Raw genomic sequence first — 17,036 nt, 5'->3', positions numbered from 1 at the left:
CTTTACCATATTCATAACCGACAATTCCAATGTGTATGGTTTGCCTAATCCTCAATTCTGAAATATCAGACGATTTCATGGTATAATGAACTTAAGAGTATTGTTTTGGAAAGGAAGTGTTGTGTTTGCCCGTACCTGTTATAAGTACTGATGTACTCATTTTACTCTTCGGTCTACTTCTCGTTGCCGGTGTCATGGCGACACGAATCTCGACTCGATTCGGCTTGCCCGCCCTGATTTTATTTATGGGAATCGGCATGATCATGGGAAGTGACATTACTGGTCTCATCTTCTTTGACGACTCGAATTTAGCGCAGCTGATTGGAGTCGCTGCCTTGATTGTCATTTTGTTTGAAGGGGGTCTTCAAACGAAATGGTCATCAATCCGGAGCGTCCTCGCCCCTTCTGCCTCGCTGGCGACGCTTGGAGTATTGATTACCACGACCGTGGTCGCCGTGGCCGTTCGTTTCGTATTTGGTTTCGATTGGATTGAATCTTTCTTGTTCGGTGCGATCATCGGTTCGACCGACGCTGCGGCCGTCTTTGCCGCATTTAAAGGAAAGAATATCTCACCGAAAGTCGGTGCGACTCTCGAAGCCGAGTCCGGCACGAACGACCCAATGGCGATGTTTTTGACGATTCTCGCCCTCGACTTCATGATGAAGCCGGATACGACCATTTGGGACGGAATTTGGATGTTCGCCCTTCAAATCGTTGTCGGGGCATTAATCGGCTTCATCCTTGGACAACTGTCTCGCCTCATGTTGAACCACTTGAGACTTGATTCGAGCGGACTGCATGCCGTCCTCATGATTTCCATGGCGTTCCTTACCTATGGTGTCACAGCTTACTTATTGGGAAGCGGATTACTCGCCGTCTATATCGCCGCCATGATTGTCGGAAATGCGGATACAGCGCATGAAGTGACAATCGTCCAATTCTCAGAAGCGCTCGCGTGGATCATGCAAATCATCATGTTCGTCATCCTTGGGTTACTCGTCTTCCCTCGTCAACTCATCGAGCCGGATTTGATTTGGAAAGGACTACTCATCTCATTCGTCCTTATGTTCTTGGCACGTCCGATTGCCGTCTATTTATCGACACTTGGCATGTCATTTACGAGAAAAGAGAAACTATTTATCTCATGGGCCGGGCTAAAGGGAGCTGTCCCAATCGTCTTAGCTACATTCCCTTTAATTGCCGGTATTGAGGACAGTCAACTCTTATTCAATGCCGTCTTCTTCGTCGTCGTGACGAGTGCTTTGATTCAAGGGACGACGTTGACACCGCTCGCTGAAAAATTGGGGTTACTCGGACCGGATAAAATCCGTTCTCCCTATACGATCGCCCTCGTCTCGAGTAAACAGTCTCAACATAAGCTCGTCCCTTATGTTGTCACGGAGAGTTCTTCGATGATTGGCAAGACGCTAGCGGATATCACACTCCCACCAAACACTGTCGTGAACGCCATCGTCCGAAACGAATACTTGATTCCACCGAATGGACAGACATCCATCGAAGAAGGCGACCTTTTATATGTGCTCGCTTCGATGTATCGTCATGATCAACTCGACCAAACATTTGGTGAAGATGGGCTAGACCGAGTGGAATTATGAGTAAACGAATAACCGGCGCCTCATTTGAAGCGCCGGTTTTCTTATGCGTGTAAGTGTTTTGCTGATTGAATCAACGTCTCAACCTCTTCTGTCCGTCCTTCATGAAGTGCCTCGACGATGAAACTCCCGACGACGACACCGTCACACGCTTGTCCCAACGTCTGCACTTGCTCCGGACGATGGACTCCGAATCCTGCTAAGACGGGAACACGTGACTGCTCAGTCAATCGAGTTAAGTAGGCGAGAAGCTCGTCCGGGAATACATCCGCTTTCCCGGTCGTTCCTTTGAGCGTGACCGCATACACGAATCCTTCTGCTTTTTCTAAGATGGACGTTGTCCGCGCCTCACTGCTCGTCAACGTGACGAGCGGAATGACGGCGACGTCATGCCGATTAATATCTGCGAATAACTGGAGACTCTCCTCAAACGGAAGGTCAGGAATAATGACCCCGCTCACCCCACATTCGTTCGCCCGATCAAAGAACGGTTGGACCCCGAACCGAAACACTGGATTCAAGTAGGTCATCAAGACGATTGGAACGTTAAATTGATCATTTCCTTCTATTAAATGGTTCAATACCATTTCAAGCGTCACACCTGCTTCAAGCGCGCGCATTCCTGCCGCCTCAATAATCGGTCCATCCGCTACCGGATCAGAGAAGGGGATCCCGAGTTCAATCGCCGTCGCACCCATCTGTTCTAGTTCCACGACGGTCGGGATGAGCCGGTCCATCCCGCCGTCACCGGCCATGATATACGGAACGAACGCCGCTCCTTCTCGCTGTCGAATCGCTGTCTCTAGTTTCATCGTGTCGCCACCTTCTCTCGGATTGTATGGACGTCTTTGTCTCCGCGCCCTGATAAACAAATCACCAGTGTATCGTCTTCTCCCATCGTCTTCGCGAGCGTCTCTGCATAAGCAAGGGCGTGTGAAGACTCCAATGCAGGAATGATTCCTTCTTGTCGGCTGAGTGCGAGACACGCATCGAGTGCCTCGTCATCCGTGACGGCCGCATAGCGCACCCGCTCAATATCTTTCAAGAAACTGTGCTCCGGTCCTACCCCTGGATAATCGAGTCCAGCTGAAATGGAGTGCGCTTCCTCGATTTGACCCGCTGCGTCTTGCAAAACATACATGAGCGACCCGTGTAAGACACCGACTTCCCCTTTTGTGAGGGTCGCTGCGTGTTTATCCGTATCAATGCCACTTCCTGCCGCTTCGACACCGTAGAGCGCGACCGACTCATCGTTTAAAAACGGATAGAACATCCCCATGGCGTTGCTCCCTCCGCCGACACAAGCGACGACGGCATCCGGAAGGCGTCCCGTCTGTTCGAGGATTTGACGACGTGTCTCTGTCCCGATCACGCTTTGGAAATCACGTACCATCTGCGGAAATGGATGCGGTCCGAGAACAGAACCCATCACATAGTGCGTATCGTCGACATGTTTGACCCAGTAACGGAGCGCTTCATTGACGGCATCCTTTAAGGTGCGACTTCCTGATTTGACAGGGACGACTTTCGCCCCAAGAAGTTCCATCCGAAACACGTTCAACGCTTGTCGCTCGACGTCGACCTCACCCATGAAGATGGTACATTCTAAATCGAGTAGTGCGCATACTGTTGCCGTCGCGACACCGTGTTGTCCCGCGCCTGTCTCCGCAACGACTTTCTGTTTCCCCATCCGTTTCGCCAGGAGCGCCTGCCCGATCGTATTGTTGATCTTATGGGCACCGGTATGGTTCAAGTCTTCACGTTTCAAATAGACATTCGTCCCGAGGCGACGACTTAGGTTCGACGCATAATAAAGTGGCGTCTCACGTCCCACGTATTCACGTAATAAGGAAGAGAATCGTTCTTGAAACTCAGGATCTTGCTTCGCCTCTTCATAAGCGACCTCTAATTCTTCGACCGCCTGCATGAGCGTCTCTGGAATGAACTTCCCACCATATTGTCCAAACTTCCCGTTTACTGGTTGTGCATACATCATAGTTCCTCCTTGGCGCGTTGAATGAACGCACGAATTTTTTCGATATCTTTCACACCGTCCGTCTCGACACCGCTCGAGACGTCGACGCCGTCTGGTTGGATGAGTTGAATCGCTTGTCTCACATTCTCCGGGGATAGCCCGCCCGCTAGCCAAAACGGACGCTGCGGCCGGTCGATTGCGCCCCAGTCTAACACCTGTCCACTTCCCGGATTCGGATGATCCATCAATCGTACATCTGCCGTCTCCTCGGTCGACGCATCGATGATGGGCAATCCGAAGATACGGAGTTGTTCCATTGACTGCGTCCGATGGTGAATTTGTAAATCCGTCAGTCCTACATTCAACGTTTCCTCAATCTCTTCCATTGAAGGACTTAAAAACACACCAACGATTCGAACCGATTCCGGGATGTGTGCGGCCAGTGTCTTCGCAGTCGCCACGTCGATTTGACGGGAACTCGGGGCGAAGACAAACCCGATTGCATCCGCTCCCGCCTCGACCGCCGCCTCAACAGCTTCCTTTGTTTTTAGTCCACAGATTTTAACGAACATGTTTTCAACTCCTCGAGTAATCGGGTCGGGTCCTCTTCACGCATGAGTGCTTCCCCGACGAGAATGGCGCTTGCCCCAGCTTCTTGTAAACGCGCAGCCGCCTCGACCGAACTGACCCCGCTCTCGCTGACGAATGTGACCTCAGGATAGCGTTTCATCAAATCAATCGATGTTTCGAGGGATACCTCGAACGTTTTTAAGTCTCTGTTATTGATGCCGATCAACACGTCATCAAGTTCGAGGGCGATGCGCAACTCCGCCTCATCATGTACTTCCACTAAGACGTCGAGACCGATGGAGCGCGCATATCGCGTCAACTCCTGAAGACGTGTCGGATGGAGTGCCGCCACGATCAAAAGTGCCACACTCGCCCCGTAATGCTTCGCATAGTCGAGTTGTCGTTCATCGATGATGAAATCTTTACAGAGCACCGGGATGGTGACGACATCGGCAACTTGTCGCAAATCGTCAAAAGAACCGTTAAAGTACGTCGTGTCTGTCAAAACGGAGATCATCGTCGCACCAGCCTTTTCATATTGACGTGCTCGTTTAGCGACGTCGACCGTCGCCCGAATCATTCCTTTCGACGGGGACGACCGTTTGATCTCTGAAATGATATGGAATCCCTCGCTCATCACATGTAAGAGAGAGATCGGTTTCGTCACGGGGACATCGATGGGCTGCATGCCGCTAACCTCTTCTATTTTCGTTCCGATGATTTTCGTTAAATAACTCATGCTTCGACCTCCGTACGTTGTAAGTTTTGTAATACCCGTAAGGCGTGCCCTTCATCGATACTACGTTTTGCTTCTTTCACTCCTGCACGAAGCGTTGCGGTCGTACCATACGTGCAAAGGGCAAGTGCCGCGTTCAATAAGACGACGTCGCGTGCCGGTCCCGACTCTCCATTCAATACGGCAAGAAGTGTCGCGGCGTTCTCTTCTGGTGTGCCTCCACGTAGCGCTTCAAGCGGCGCCCGCATCAAGCCGACATCTCGTGGGTCGACCGCGTAACGCGCTGTCTGTTCCCCATCAAAGAAATATACGTCATTCACACCGGCGAGGCTCGCTTCATCGAGTCCACCTGCACCATGGACGACCATGCCGCGCTCCACGCCGAGATGACGCATCGCGGTCGCCATCTTCTCGAGCAATGATGGATGATAGACACCGACAAGTTGTCGTTTCGGGCGAAGTGGATTCGTTAACGGTCCGATTTGGTTGAAGATGGTCGCCGTCGCGAGTCGTTTCCGGACCGGCATGACGTGCTTCATAATCGGATGGACATGCTGGGCGAAGAGGAAACTCAAGTTCGTCCGTTTCAAGTCAGCATGTACTTCCGCTGCCGTCTTCACGATTGGAACGTTCAGTGCCTCTAGGACGTCCGCGCTCCCGGATCGACTCGAGACGCTTCGATTCCCGTGCTTGGCGACCGGAATCCCAAGACCAGCCAGGACAAAGGCGACGGTCGAACTGATGTTGAACGTATGCGCCCCGTCGCCGCCGGTACCACACACATCGAGTACGGGTAAATCACTCTGGGGGAACTGTGCCGCTTCACGAATGTATGCCGCGAGTCCTGCCATCTCTTCTGCTGTCTCACCGCGCTCTTTCATCGCCAAAAGCACTCGTTCGATTTGCGCTTCATCCGCTTGGAACATTTCGCTGGCTGCCACTTTCATATCTGCTGTTGATAATGCGTTTGTCTCCAATTGTTGAATCATCGTCTGTTCCCCCTCTAAAAATGTGTATAAAAAAACTCCATACGACAGTCGTCGTATGGAGGACGGTTCAAGACCGCGGTGCCACCTCTCGTTGATTCAAAAGAATCCACTCTCCGATGCAATCACATCGTATCCCGATAACGGGGGAAACCGTCACGGCCTACTCTCTTCAGCCATGCTCTCATGAGCCCATTCACGCGGACGCCTCGGTCAGGATCTCACCATCCCTGACTCTCTGGACGAAACGTCTTCTCGCGCTACTCTTCTCAATCCTCGATTTATATTGTTGAAACGAAAAAGGGGTCACCCGTCTCCTCATAGCCTGCGCTATAAGAAGGACGAGTAACCCCGTGGTGCCACCTTCGTTGGTTCCAAAGAACCCACTTCACGGACAATCATCCGCTTCCCCGTGATAACGGTGGGTAACCCGCTAAAGCCTACTCAAAGTTCGGTTTAGAGCTCAGAAGTCCATTCGCGACGTCCCATATACTGATTCGCACCAACCATCAGCTCTCTGTCATACAGGATTCGTCGTTACTTCTCTTCGTCGACGCCTTTATTCGTTTCAGTTAAGTTAATTCGTACTATACAGGGCAGATGAATCCATGTCAAATAAAAAAAATATAAAAACTTTGCCTCTATATGTGCATCCAAAAATGAGAAACCTTCATCGATTTTTCGAATTGACATTGTTTTTTTTCGTCTGCTATAGTCGTCCACAACAACATTTCACTCAGCTAAAGGAGAATCGATTTTGGAAACAAATAAACTAAAACGCGAGCTGTCCACCCGGCAACTTACGATGATTTCCCTCGGGAGCGCCATCGGAACCGGGCTGTTCCTCGGAAGCGGTCTCGCGATTCAAACCGCTGGCCCGAGCGTGCTCGTCAGCTATGCCATCGGGGCGTTCATCGTCCTCTTACTCATGGGTGCGCTCGCCGAAATGACGGTCGCCCATCCAACATCCGGATCATTCGGAACGATTGCCGAGCGATACGTTCATCCACTCGCCGGTTTTCTCGTCCGTTACTCTTACTGGGTCGCGAACGTACTGGCTGTAGGGGTTGAAGTCAGTGCCATCGCCATCTACATGCGCTACTGGTTCCCCGATGTGAATGGGTTCGTCTGGGTCGCCCTCTTCGGTGGATTACTCATTTACGTCAACGCCCGTCACGTTCACACGTTCGGAACGACCGAATACTGGTTATCCTTCATCAAAGTAACTGCCATCATCCTATTCATCGTCCTCGGTGCCGCCACATTGTTCGGCGAACCAGGATCACCAATTGAGTCAATCACGACAGGAAACGAAGGCTTCTTCGCGTTCGGTTTTTACGGAATGTGGGTGACGATTTTCATCTCCCTCTTCAGTTTCCTTGGAACCGAACTTGTCGCTGTGACAGCGGGAGAAGCGAAAGACCCGGACCAGGCTGTACCACGCGCTTTACGTGCGACTGTGTTCCGCTTGACGTTCTTCTATGTCATCACGCTTGCGATCATGCTCATGCTGATCCCATGGCAGCAAGCCGGGATCGACCAAAGTCCATTCGTGCTCGTCATGGAACAGTTTGATGTCCCGTTCGCGGCAGGCATCCTCAACTTTGTGATTTTGATCGCCGCCTTGTCTGCGATGAACGCGCAGCTTTACGCGTCGACACGTATGATGTACTCGCTCGCGGAAGCCGGCGATGCACCGAAAGCGTTCAAAAAAATCAGCAAAAATGGGATCCCGATGTTCGCGCTACTCGTTTCAACGGGCGGGATCGTCCTCGCCGCTTTGCTACAAGTATTCATGGAGTCGTCATATCCATTCTTGATGGGAATCTCGATGTTCGGAGCTATTTTCACTTGGTTCATGGTCTTCGTCTCCCACTTGTTCTTCCGTAAGAAATGGACTGGGCGAAAACTCCCTGTCCGCATGATGGGATATCCATTCCTCCCATTGCTCGGGGCGGTCTTACTGCTCAGCCTGATGATCACGACATGGTTCACGGATTTCAACATCTTGCTGAAATTCGGCGTACCTTGGTTGATCGGATTGACGATCATCTATTACGTGCGTGAACAAATGCGTAAAAAACAAGATCGTCCAAGCGATATCGAACAAGCCAATTAACAAGCATCCCTTCGCGACAGCGGAGGGATTTATTACGCACAAAAGCTCCTTTCGCAATCGAAAGGAGCTTTTTGGTTGATGCATCAGAAGAACTGACGCGGATTGACCGTGCTACCTGCACTCGTTGCCGAGTATGAGTAGCCGCCTTTATGAATCTCAAAGTGCAAGTGCGGACCTGACGAGTTCCCTGTGTTTCCAAGCGTCCCGATGTTCGACCCTTGCGTCACACGCTGTCCAGAGCTGACAGATACCGAGTTCATGTGCGCATAAACCGTCGTCCAAACTTGACCGTTGATGACGTGCGCGATCATGACGTGGTTGCCGTATGCACCACCCCAACCTGCACGAATGACCGTACCTGTCGCAGATGCACGAATCGGTGTCCCTGTTGGACCGGCGATGTCTACACCGTTATGGAACGTGTAACCATACGCACCACTTGCCGGACCCCATCCTTGCGAGTAGCGTCCTGAAGCTGGTTGAATGAACATCGTGCTAGACGGTGCTGGCGTCGATGTCGTCGGTGCCGGCTTTGGCTCTGGTTTCGGAGCTGGCGTTGGCGCCGGTGCCGGTTTTGAAGCTGGCGTTGATGGTGTCGTGTTGTTTGAAGACGATGAAGACGGGGTATTCGATTTATTGTCTTGTTTTTGTTGAGCAGCTTGACGAGCCGCTTCCGCTTTTCGTTCCGCCTCTGCCTGACGAGCAGCCTCAGCTTGACGTGCAGCTTCTGCTTGGCGGGCTTCTTCCGCTTTACGTGCCGCCTCTTGACGAGCTGCCTCTTCCGCACGACGACGGGCTTCCTCTTCTTCGCGACGTTGCGCTTCGATTTCAGCCGCGATCGCCTGTTCTTGAGCGACTAATGTTGCTTCAATCTCTTGAAGGTCAAAGATTTGCGATTCGAACTTGATGTTCTTCTCTTCAAGCTCTTTGATGCGTTTTTCACGTTGCTTCATTTTCTTCTCAAGCTCGGCTTGACGCACTTCGAGTGCTTTTTGTTGTTCAAGAAGTGAAGCACGCTCTGCTTTCAAGTCAGCCTGCGCTTCTTTCAACGAACGCTGTGTCGCTTCATAGTCATCAAACAACTCTTGGTCACTACGCTGAATCGTTCCAGCTGTGATCATACGTGTCACGAGATCAGAGAGATTTTTTGAACCGAAGATGAACTCAGCCCAGTTGATTGAACCGCCACCGTTCTTTTGCATCGTGGCCATACGCTCTTTCATCATCGCTTCTTGCGCCTTCATTTTTTCTTGGTAATCTTTAATGTCGGCTTCAAGATCCTCGATCTTCATCTCGGTGCGCTTGATTTCTTGGCGTTTCATGGCGACATCATTGATGATGTCTTGCAATTGTGCGTCCATTTTGTTGACCTCAGCCTGAACTTTTGAAATCTCTTCCTTGTTTCCTTCAATTTTTGAAGATGTTTCTGACTGGTCTTTTTTAACACTGTCGCGCTTTTCTTTTACTTTTTGTTGTTGTTCTTGCTTCTCTTTAATCGAAGTCGATGCATCCGCAACTGTATGTGTGCTGATGAGCATCACACCGAGCGTCAACGTCGAGACTGTGCGTTTCCAATTCATGAATGGGGTACATCCTTTCTTAAATGACAAACGTGAGTACCTACTACACTACATATTTAAAGCCGTTTCAGTATGTAACAAAAACGATCATTTGGTTGAGTTTCAACACGACTAATTATATCTAACTGATAGATATTTTCCTGTTAAAGTTATATTTCAATTTTATTACGCAAGAACAAAGGTTCGGACAATGAATGCATAGAACTTATTATTTACCAATACCTTTTCAGACTGTTCGATTTGACATCTTTCTGTAATGTTTTATGTAAATAGAGAACGTTTTACCTTATTTTAAAATAATAAGCGAATAGGGCTGTATATCCCTTTTCCAATTAATGGGGTGACTCATCAAAAAAATCCATGCCGTCGCTACATGTGAACATGAGCAAAGGCATGGATATCGAATAAATGGATTCTCAAGTTATAGTTTCATCGCACCGACGATGACAAAGATCCAGGCAGCGATGAATAACACGCCGCCAATCGGTGTCACGGCTCCGAGTTTTGTAATTCCCGTCAATGCCATGACGTACAAGCTTCCTGAGAAGAAAACGATCCCCGCAAACATGAGCCAACCGGCCACGTTGAACTGGCTGATGCTCACGCGCATGAGGAGCGCTGCAATCCCAATGATTCCAAGCGCGTGCACCATATGGTAGAGCACACCTGTCTGCCAGTTTGCCAACATGTTTGGCGCCAATCTCTCTTTTAGCGCATGGGCGCCAAATGCACCAAGTGCCACACCGAGTGCCATCAATCCGGCACCGATCATTAATAATATCTTCATTTCCGTTCCCCCTTATCTGACTTTTCGTGCTGGTAAATTCCACTTCCGATAGTAGGATATCACTCGAAGTGTCGCGACGACAATTAAAAGCGCGTACACAGCAAGACCGCCTTCGAGCTTGAAGTAATACGTAATGACCGCAATGAGAATCGCCCAAATCGCATACACCTCAGATTGTAAGACGAGAGGCTTACGTCCTGCCAATAAGTCCCGGACCACACCTCCGCCAACGCCAGTCAAGACAGCCGCCGCAATCGCAGCAGATAAAGGTAAATCAAGCTTGATTGCGACCTGCGCCCCTTGAAAGGCAAAAGCGACGAGACCAATGGCGTCGACAATGACACCCCAGCGTTCCCAATGTGGCAATACGACACTCGGGAGCAGGAAGATGAGGAGTGCGACCAGAAAACATAAAATAAATAAATCATTCTGTTGCCAAATTAAACTGACGGGGTTTCCTAACAGGACGTTTCGGATCGCGCCGCCTCCGAAGGCGGTGATAAACGCCAGTAACCAAACTCCAAAAATATCGTATTTTTCATCCATCGCAATGATGGCTCCGCTCGCCGCGAACGCAATCGTTCCGACGACGTTGAGCAATTCCCACTCCATGAACATCCCTTGCCCTTTCTTCAACGCATTGTATGGTAAAGTATAGTTACAAAAATTCAGGTCAGTCGTGCGACTGTCGTAAAGGATGTCGGTATTACAATGAAACGTATCGCTTTGTTCCGCATATGGATTATCGTCACCATGTTCGCCCGATTCATCATTCGGCTGTACGCCTTTTCACGCAAACAACAACAAGGTGTCGCCACGACAGAAGAATATGAAGCACTGATGCTCAAGCTCGCGCGTGAGTATAAGCGTAACGCGCTACGACTCGAGGGCTTGTTAATCAAACTCGGACAATTCTTATCAATTCGTGCAGACTTATTGCCACCCGCCGTCTTGAACGAGCTATCAGAGCTCGTCGACCGTGTCCCGACGTCTGGTTGGGAGAAGTCGCGCGCGATTCTAGAGGCAGAATGGGGCGTCCCATATACCCAAGTCGTCAAAGACGTCGGCATCGACGCCGTCGCCTCGGCTTCCATCGGAGAAGTATATGGTGCCACGCTTCTTGAAAACGGCAAACGGGTCGCCATCAAAATCCAGCGTCCGAATATCGAAAAAATCATCCGGACCGACTTCCGTGCGATGCGGATTGTCACATCGATGTTAAAGCGGACATCCCTCGCTAAATCAACCGACTTAGATAGCTTATATCGCCAGATGATTTTTGTCATCGGGGATGAACTAAATTTTCAAACCGAATTAAAAAATGCCCTGTATTTTAAAGCCAAATACGCGGATAACCGAGACGTTTATATCCCGGACTATCACGAGCATCTCTGTACGAACCGCGTCTTGACGATGGACTGGGTCGATGCACGCCGGATCACCGACCTCGCCTTTTTAAAGGAAAATGGAATCGACCGTTCCGCCCTAGCTGAACGACTCTTCACACTCGCTGCCGAACAGCTATTGTTTGGTGGGCAGTTCCATGCCGATCCACACCCCGGAAACGTCCAAATTCGAGCCGATGGCACCATCATCTTACTCGATTTCGGTATGGTCGGACAGACAACGGCACAAGACATGGCCACGATTCGGAATATCTTACAGGCGTTCATCTCGCTCGACTATGATAGCATCGTCGATGGATTAGAAGACTTGCGCTTCCTCTTACCGACGGCAAACAAACAAAACATTCGCCAAGCACTAGAGAAAGCGGTCACCTTCTACCTAGAAACGGACATCGATACCGTCGATACGAAATTGATTGAGAAGGTGTTACAGGACATTCAATTGCTCGTCAAAAACGAACCGATTCAGCTCCCGGCAGAATTTGCCTTCTTCGGTCGGGCCGCCTCGACCTTGCTCGGGATTCTGCAAATCCTCGATCCGAAAATCGATCTGTTCACACTCGGTAAACCGATTGTCATCGAATGGCTCGAGGAAGACGGGACAACGCTTCAAAATCGTTACGTGAAGACCGGAATCAACTATGCGAAGAAACTGTTAAACGTTCCTCCACTTCTGGATAATTACTTAAAAGAACCGACACGAAAACGTCTGTCGGAGCAAGCGATGTTCCAACGAAACCTTGAATCCAAGGAACTCTTGCACCGTCAGACGTTCAATGCCATCGTCATCTTGCTCGGCCTGCTCGTCGGGCTACTCGGTTATATCCGACCGGATGAATGGCTCTTTTGGTCAGGTGGCGTCGTCTCCGTTTTAGCTTATTTCAATTGGAGACGCCTCGGACGAAAGATTCGTCATTTGGCCCGCCAAGACTTTCGAGTATAAGCGTACCGTCACTCTCAACAGTGGCGGTTTTTTGTTGAATCCATTGTGCGATATAAGCACCGACGTCACGCATCATGCGAGGTGTCGTCCAACCCATGGTCGATACTTGAATGACGTTCGCCCGTTTCAAATAGTCACTCTCATACTGAACGAGATAGCCTTGATACGACAGTTGGCGCCCGAGCTCGACCGAGGACAGCTCGCACGGTACTCGAATCGTGATGATGCCAGGTGACTGAGCAGGACTCACATCGACCGTCAAACCGTTCTCTTGTAAGGCATTAAGCAACGTATTCATCTTTACAGAATGTGAAACGACTTCATCTTCTGTCAACTCATCCAGCGCGATCGCCATCGCTGAGAGAAGTGGTTCCGATTGTGTGAAGGCAATCGGTTGATAGAGGGATAGATCCAAATAGCGCGCTGTATGTGGTGTCGCAATCGCTGGATGCTTCATTGCCACGAACGCGAGACCCGGGACGTTCCGTAACGCCTTTCCTGAAGAGAAGGTCACGTAGTCCGCAAACGAATAGTCATAGACGAACGTTCCGACGGCACTGATCGCATCAATGGCGACAACGCCTTGCCATGTATGGAGCGGGGCAAGGTTGATTAATATCCCTAACGATGTCTCGCAATGAACCGTCCATACCCAGTCTGGTGCAATGCGCTCAAGTTGCGAAATATCCCATTGTCCCTCTTGGTCCACTGCGACCACGTCAAAAGACAGACCGACACGCCGGGCATGGTCAATCAAGCGTTCTCCAAATTCACCCGCATTGAATATGAGCCCGTGTCCGTCCAATCGAGCCGCGACCGCATCATTGGCGACCGTCCCACTTCCAAGAAGCGTATAGACATGCGGGAGTTCGATTCGTTCCGCCAGTTTTTGTTGCACCGCTTCAAGCACTCGTCCCGTCTCATTTGAACGATGTGGGCGCGGCTGCATGGAGAGTCGTTCTCTCACGCGTTCCGAACATTCAACGGGTCCTGCTAGTAAACTTTTCGGGCGTAGAATCGACGCTGATTTGGATTCATAAAAAGCCGAACGCGTTAACACCATCGGCACATATCGTGCTTCCTCAGGACCGATTGGATCCGCAAATGGGACAAACCCAAATCGACGATAGAGCACTTGTTCACGTGTCGTTCCACTGATGACGATGCCATCAACCTCACGCTCTGTCGCATCATCGATAACCGCACGCATCAATCCAGCGAACGTTCGATTGCGCCGATAAGGTTTAGTCACAGCGAGCAGACGAATCTCGAGCCAATTCCCTTCAGGAATGCGCACACCCTTTTGTTCCAATGAAAATGGTCGTTTACCACGTAACGCACACATGGCGACCACTTCCCCATCCACTTCTCCAATCCAATATGTATTTTCTTCGTGAAACTTGTCGACAAGTCGCCTTTTCTGATTCGGTGGATGTTGCGGAATCTCTTCGACGAATGTTTCGTAATTCAACCGATGTATCGCTTCAAAATCTGATACTTCGGCTTTTCGGTACACAATCATGCTTTTTCCTCCTTCACATGATGATAGATAATAAGAATCGTAATCAGCGTGGCCCAGATGACATTTTCGACATTCCAAAGTGCAGAGAGCGGAAGTAAAATGAGCATGACCAGTCCCGTCTCGCGAGAGTTCCCTGTTAATTTGATTAAGAGTAACAAGATAGCAAGACCCCCAATAAACCACCACGGGTCATATGCCCATATGATTCCAGAAAAAACGGCATATCCCTTCCCACCTGCACGGATTCGCCAAAATGGATAAATATGCCCGAGCGTGAGTGCGAACGCCGTCTCCCAAAAATACAATCCGCTCATCTGTAGGACGAGAATCGTCTTGAGCACGTCGAATCCATAGACGATGAGAAACGCCTTCACTCCACCGATGCGATGTGCATTGCGTGCACCGGTATTCTTCGAACCAGTTGTCGCTAAATCATGTCCACTTAGCACCCCATACAGTCTGCCCCCGAGCAGACTTCCGACTAAATAGCCTATGATGATGATCCACATAGTATCCCCTCATTTTTTGGAAATTTGTGTGCGTTTCAGAAAAACGGGTATCCTCTAATTAACTGTGCACTTTTTGGAAAGGGGAAATCAAGATGCGAGAAGAGAAAAATTTCATTAATGGGGAATGGACAGAAACGGGACAAACGATCGAGGTACGCAATCCGGCTACAGGCAATGTGATGGCCGTCGTGACAAAAAGTGATACACAAGAAGCGACACAAGCCGTCGATGCTGCACATGAGGCGTTACAAGAATGGCAACAAAAAACAGCAGAAGAACGAGGGGAGCTACTCAATGAGTGGCATCATTTGATTGCAGAACATACAGAAGAGCTTGCCCGAACGATGGTCGAGGAACAAGGGAAACCGCTCAAGGAAGCAATCGGTGAAATCAACTATGCAAATGGATTCATCGACTGGTATGCAGCAGAAGGACGACGCGTGTACGGAGAGACGATTCCTGCTTCATCAAACCAGAAACGAATCTTTGCCATCAAACAACCGGTGGGCGTCATCGCAGCCATCACACCTTGGAACTTCCCGGCTGCCATGATCACACGGAAAGTCGCTCCGGCGCTCGCTGCAGGCTGTACGGTCGTCATGAAACCAGCATCGGCGACCCCGTTGACCGCCATCGAATTGGTCAAATTAGCGGAGAAGGCCGGATTCCCAAAAGGGGTCATCAACCTTGTCACTGGACAAGCTTCAGATATCGTCAAAGCGTGGCAACAAGATAAACGGGTCCGAAAATTGACGTTCACAGGATCAACGGAAGTCGGAAAAATGCTCATGCGTGACGCTGCGGACACGATGAAAAAGATTTCACTCGAACTCGGTGGACATGCCCCGCTCATCGTCACGGCCAAAGCGGATTTAGATAAGGCTGTTCCGCAAGCGGTCGCCACAAAGTTCCGAAACGGTGGACAGACGTGCGTCTGCGCGAACCGAATCTATGTCGAACGCGCCGTCGTCGATGAATTCTCGGAGCGTTTCATTAAAGAGGTCGAAGCGTTGAAAGTCGGCAACGGACTAGAGGAAGGTGTCGACATCGGTCCGCTCATCGATGACGATGCGCTCAGTAAAGTCGAAAAGCATATTGAGGACGCACAGATTCGTGGCGGTGAAGTGTACGGTGGCGAGGTGCTAGACGGCTTATTCATCCGTCCTGCCGTCATCCGTTATGCGAATGAAGACATGCTCTGTATGAACGAAGAGACGTTCGGACCTGTCGCACCGATTGCGACGTTCGATTCACTCGATGAAGTCATCAAACGGGCGAACAACACGCCATTTGGCTTAGCCGCTTACCTGTTCACGCAAGACATCAATGAAGCGATCTATTTAGCTGAATCGTTAGAGTATGGGATTGTCGGTGTGAATGACGGACTTCCGTCAACGCCGCAAGCGCCTTTCGGTGGTTGGAAAGAGAGCGGACTCGGTCGTGAAGGCGGTCATCACGGTATTGAGGAATTTTTAGAAGTAAAATACATCTCTCTCGGATTGTGAGTATAGGTATACAAAAAGGCTTGTCGACATTGATATGCGACAAGCCTTTTCTTATCGGTTGACCCACTCGACTAAATCGTGTGGAGATTGAATCACGTGATCTGCAAGTGCCCACTCTTCTTCATTACCGAACCCGAATCCTGTCAAGACGACGGGGAAGTCATGAGCGCGAGCCGCTTCGACATCCGATTTACGATCACCGACCATAATATAGTCCGCCTCTCCGTGCCGGACACGGTGCGCTGTCAGAATGTCTGCCTTCTTCTCGCCCCCAACAGATTCTAAACATTCGGGTGCCGTCATATATGGACGAATCTGTTGCGTATCTAAAATCAAATTCATATAATGAACACCGCAGTTACTCGCCGTCGTCAGCGTATGACCTTGCTCGTGAAGTGTCTCCAACATCTCACGAATTCCGTCAAATAAGACATTTTGTCCTTCCATCGTTTGCTCAAGCGTCGTATGACGGAGTCTGCGAATGAGACGAATCTCCTCAAGCGTCGCTTCCGGGATGACATGCTCCCAAAACGCGTTACCTGCCAAGCCGTATCCTGAACGGACCGCTTCTTCACTCGGTTTCGGAAGATGAGGAAGCTCCTCGAGTGCCTCATGAATCGCCTTTGTCATCGGTCCGGTCGTATCTACTAACGTGCCATCGATATCAAATAAAATTACTGCCATTGGATTGATCCCCTCTCTTTCACTCTCTCCTTACCGTAGCAGAATCCCCGAAAATGCAAAAGAGAAAACGTGATGACAAAAAAACGACTGAACCGATTCGT

The 17,036-nt window shown here is 50.1% G+C and carries 15 protein-coding genes and 2 other annotated features; of the genes, 4 read left to right on the top strand and 11 right to left on the bottom strand.

Annotated elements, in window-relative coordinates; translation table 11 throughout:
* The first annotated feature begins 125 nt into the window (after nt 1-125).
* Complete coding sequence (locus KNO72_RS10240) at nt 126-1,616, top strand: potassium/proton antiporter (protein WP_078147753.1); 1,491 nt, start codon at nt 126-128, stop codon at nt 1,614-1,616.
* A 41-nt stretch (nt 1,617-1,657) separates the two neighbouring features.
* Here the strand turns inward: KNO72_RS10240 and trpA are convergent, their stop codons facing one another.
* The 5 genes from trpA to trpD are packed head-to-tail and all read right to left on the bottom strand — an operon-like array spanning nt 1,658 to nt 5,883.
* Nucleotides 1,658-2,425 carry a tryptophan synthase subunit alpha gene (gene trpA, locus KNO72_RS10235; protein WP_214758084.1) on the bottom strand — a complete coding sequence of 256 codons (768 nt, stop codon included), beginning with the start codon at nt 2,423-2,425 and terminating at the stop codon, nt 1,658-1,660.
* On the bottom strand, nt 2,422-3,609 hold the full coding sequence (gene trpB, locus KNO72_RS10230; protein ID WP_214758081.1) for a tryptophan synthase subunit beta: 1,188 nt from the start codon (nt 3,607-3,609) through the stop codon (nt 2,422-2,424). Before trpB ends, trpA begins: the two co-directional genes overlap by 4 nt.
* Complete coding sequence (locus tag KNO72_RS10225) at nt 3,606-4,160, bottom strand: phosphoribosylanthranilate isomerase (protein WP_078147756.1); 555 nt, start codon at nt 4,158-4,160, stop codon at nt 3,606-3,608. The genes trpB and KNO72_RS10225 overlap by 4 nt, the downstream gene beginning before the upstream one ends.
* Entirely contained in the window at nt 4,136-4,897 is a 762-nt protein-coding gene (trpC, locus tag KNO72_RS10220; RefSeq protein WP_214758079.1) for an indole-3-glycerol phosphate synthase TrpC, read from the bottom strand. Before trpC ends, KNO72_RS10225 begins: the two co-directional genes overlap by 25 nt.
* Nucleotides 4,894-5,883 carry an anthranilate phosphoribosyltransferase gene (gene trpD, locus KNO72_RS10215; RefSeq protein ID WP_047794781.1) on the bottom strand — a complete coding sequence of 330 codons (990 nt, stop codon included), beginning with the start codon at nt 5,881-5,883 and terminating at the stop codon, nt 4,894-4,896. Before trpD ends, trpC begins: the two co-directional genes overlap by 4 nt.
* Before the next feature lie 55 nt (nt 5,884-5,938).
* Nucleotides 5,939-6,166: a binding site (T-box leader), on the bottom strand.
* Between the two features lie 48 nt (nt 6,167-6,214).
* Nucleotides 6,215-6,443, bottom strand: a binding site (T-box leader).
* Between the two features lie 242 nt (nt 6,444-6,685).
* Between trpD and KNO72_RS10210 the strand changes: the two genes are divergently transcribed.
* The gene (locus KNO72_RS10210) at nt 6,686-7,999 is read left to right on the top strand and encodes an amino acid permease (RefSeq protein WP_251025538.1); all 1,314 of its coding nucleotides are present in this window, start codon (nt 6,686-6,688) and stop codon (nt 7,997-7,999) included.
* Between the two features lie 83 nt (nt 8,000-8,082).
* Here the strand turns inward: KNO72_RS10210 and KNO72_RS10205 are convergent, their stop codons facing one another.
* The 3 genes from KNO72_RS10205 to KNO72_RS10195 form a co-directional block, all read right to left on the bottom strand.
* Entirely contained in the window at nt 8,083-9,579 is a 1,497-nt protein-coding gene (locus KNO72_RS10205) for a murein hydrolase activator EnvC family protein (protein ID WP_214758077.1), read from the bottom strand.
* Between the two features lie 421 nt (nt 9,580-10,000).
* Nucleotides 10,001-10,366 (bottom strand): DUF423 domain-containing protein, encoded by a 366-nt coding sequence (locus tag KNO72_RS10200; RefSeq protein WP_074035530.1) that lies wholly within the window; start codon nt 10,364-10,366, stop codon nt 10,001-10,003.
* Nucleotides 10,367-10,378: 12 nt separating this feature from the next.
* The gene (locus KNO72_RS10195) at nt 10,379-10,984 is read right to left on the bottom strand and encodes a trimeric intracellular cation channel family protein (RefSeq protein ID WP_012727503.1); all 606 of its coding nucleotides are present in this window, start codon (nt 10,982-10,984) and stop codon (nt 10,379-10,381) included.
* A 93-nt stretch (nt 10,985-11,077) separates the two neighbouring features.
* Here KNO72_RS10195 and KNO72_RS10190 point away from each other — a divergent pair, with 93 nt between their 5' ends.
* Nucleotides 11,078-12,715 (top strand): ABC1 kinase family protein, encoded by a 1,638-nt coding sequence (locus KNO72_RS10190; RefSeq protein WP_159563052.1) that lies wholly within the window; start codon nt 11,078-11,080, stop codon nt 12,713-12,715.
* Here KNO72_RS10190 and KNO72_RS10185 read toward each other — a convergent pair.
* Nucleotides 12,654-14,237 (bottom strand): GNAT family N-acetyltransferase, encoded by a 1,584-nt coding sequence (locus KNO72_RS10185; protein WP_214730195.1) that lies wholly within the window; start codon nt 14,235-14,237, stop codon nt 12,654-12,656. The genes KNO72_RS10190 and KNO72_RS10185 overlap by 62 nt on opposite strands.
* Nucleotides 14,234-14,746: a glycerol-3-phosphate acyltransferase gene (locus KNO72_RS10180; protein WP_214685300.1), complete on the bottom strand. Its 513-nt coding sequence runs from the start codon at nt 14,744-14,746 to the stop codon at nt 14,234-14,236. The genes KNO72_RS10185 and KNO72_RS10180 overlap by 4 nt, the downstream gene beginning before the upstream one ends.
* Nucleotides 14,747-14,838: 92 nt before the next feature.
* Between KNO72_RS10180 and KNO72_RS10175 the strand changes: the two genes are divergently transcribed.
* Nucleotides 14,839-16,251 carry an NAD-dependent succinate-semialdehyde dehydrogenase gene (locus KNO72_RS10175; RefSeq protein ID WP_214758075.1) on the top strand — a complete coding sequence of 471 codons (1,413 nt, stop codon included), beginning with the start codon at nt 14,839-14,841 and terminating at the stop codon, nt 16,249-16,251.
* A gap of 51 nt (nt 16,252-16,302) precedes the next feature.
* Here KNO72_RS10175 and KNO72_RS10170 read toward each other — a convergent pair whose 3' ends face one another.
* Nucleotides 16,303-16,935, bottom strand: coding sequence for an HAD family hydrolase (locus KNO72_RS10170; RefSeq protein ID WP_031422042.1), 633 nt, complete (start codon nt 16,933-16,935; stop codon nt 16,303-16,305).
* Nucleotides 16,936-17,036 lie beyond the last annotated feature (101 nt).

Origin of the sequence: Exiguobacterium sp. s123 (assembly GCF_018617075.1) — a bacterium.
Classification (GTDB): domain Bacteria; phylum Bacillota; class Bacilli; order Exiguobacteriales; family Exiguobacteriaceae; genus Exiguobacterium; species Exiguobacterium profundum.
Note: the sequence above shows the minus strand (reverse complement) of the source record. Positions and strands in the feature narration are given on the sequence as shown.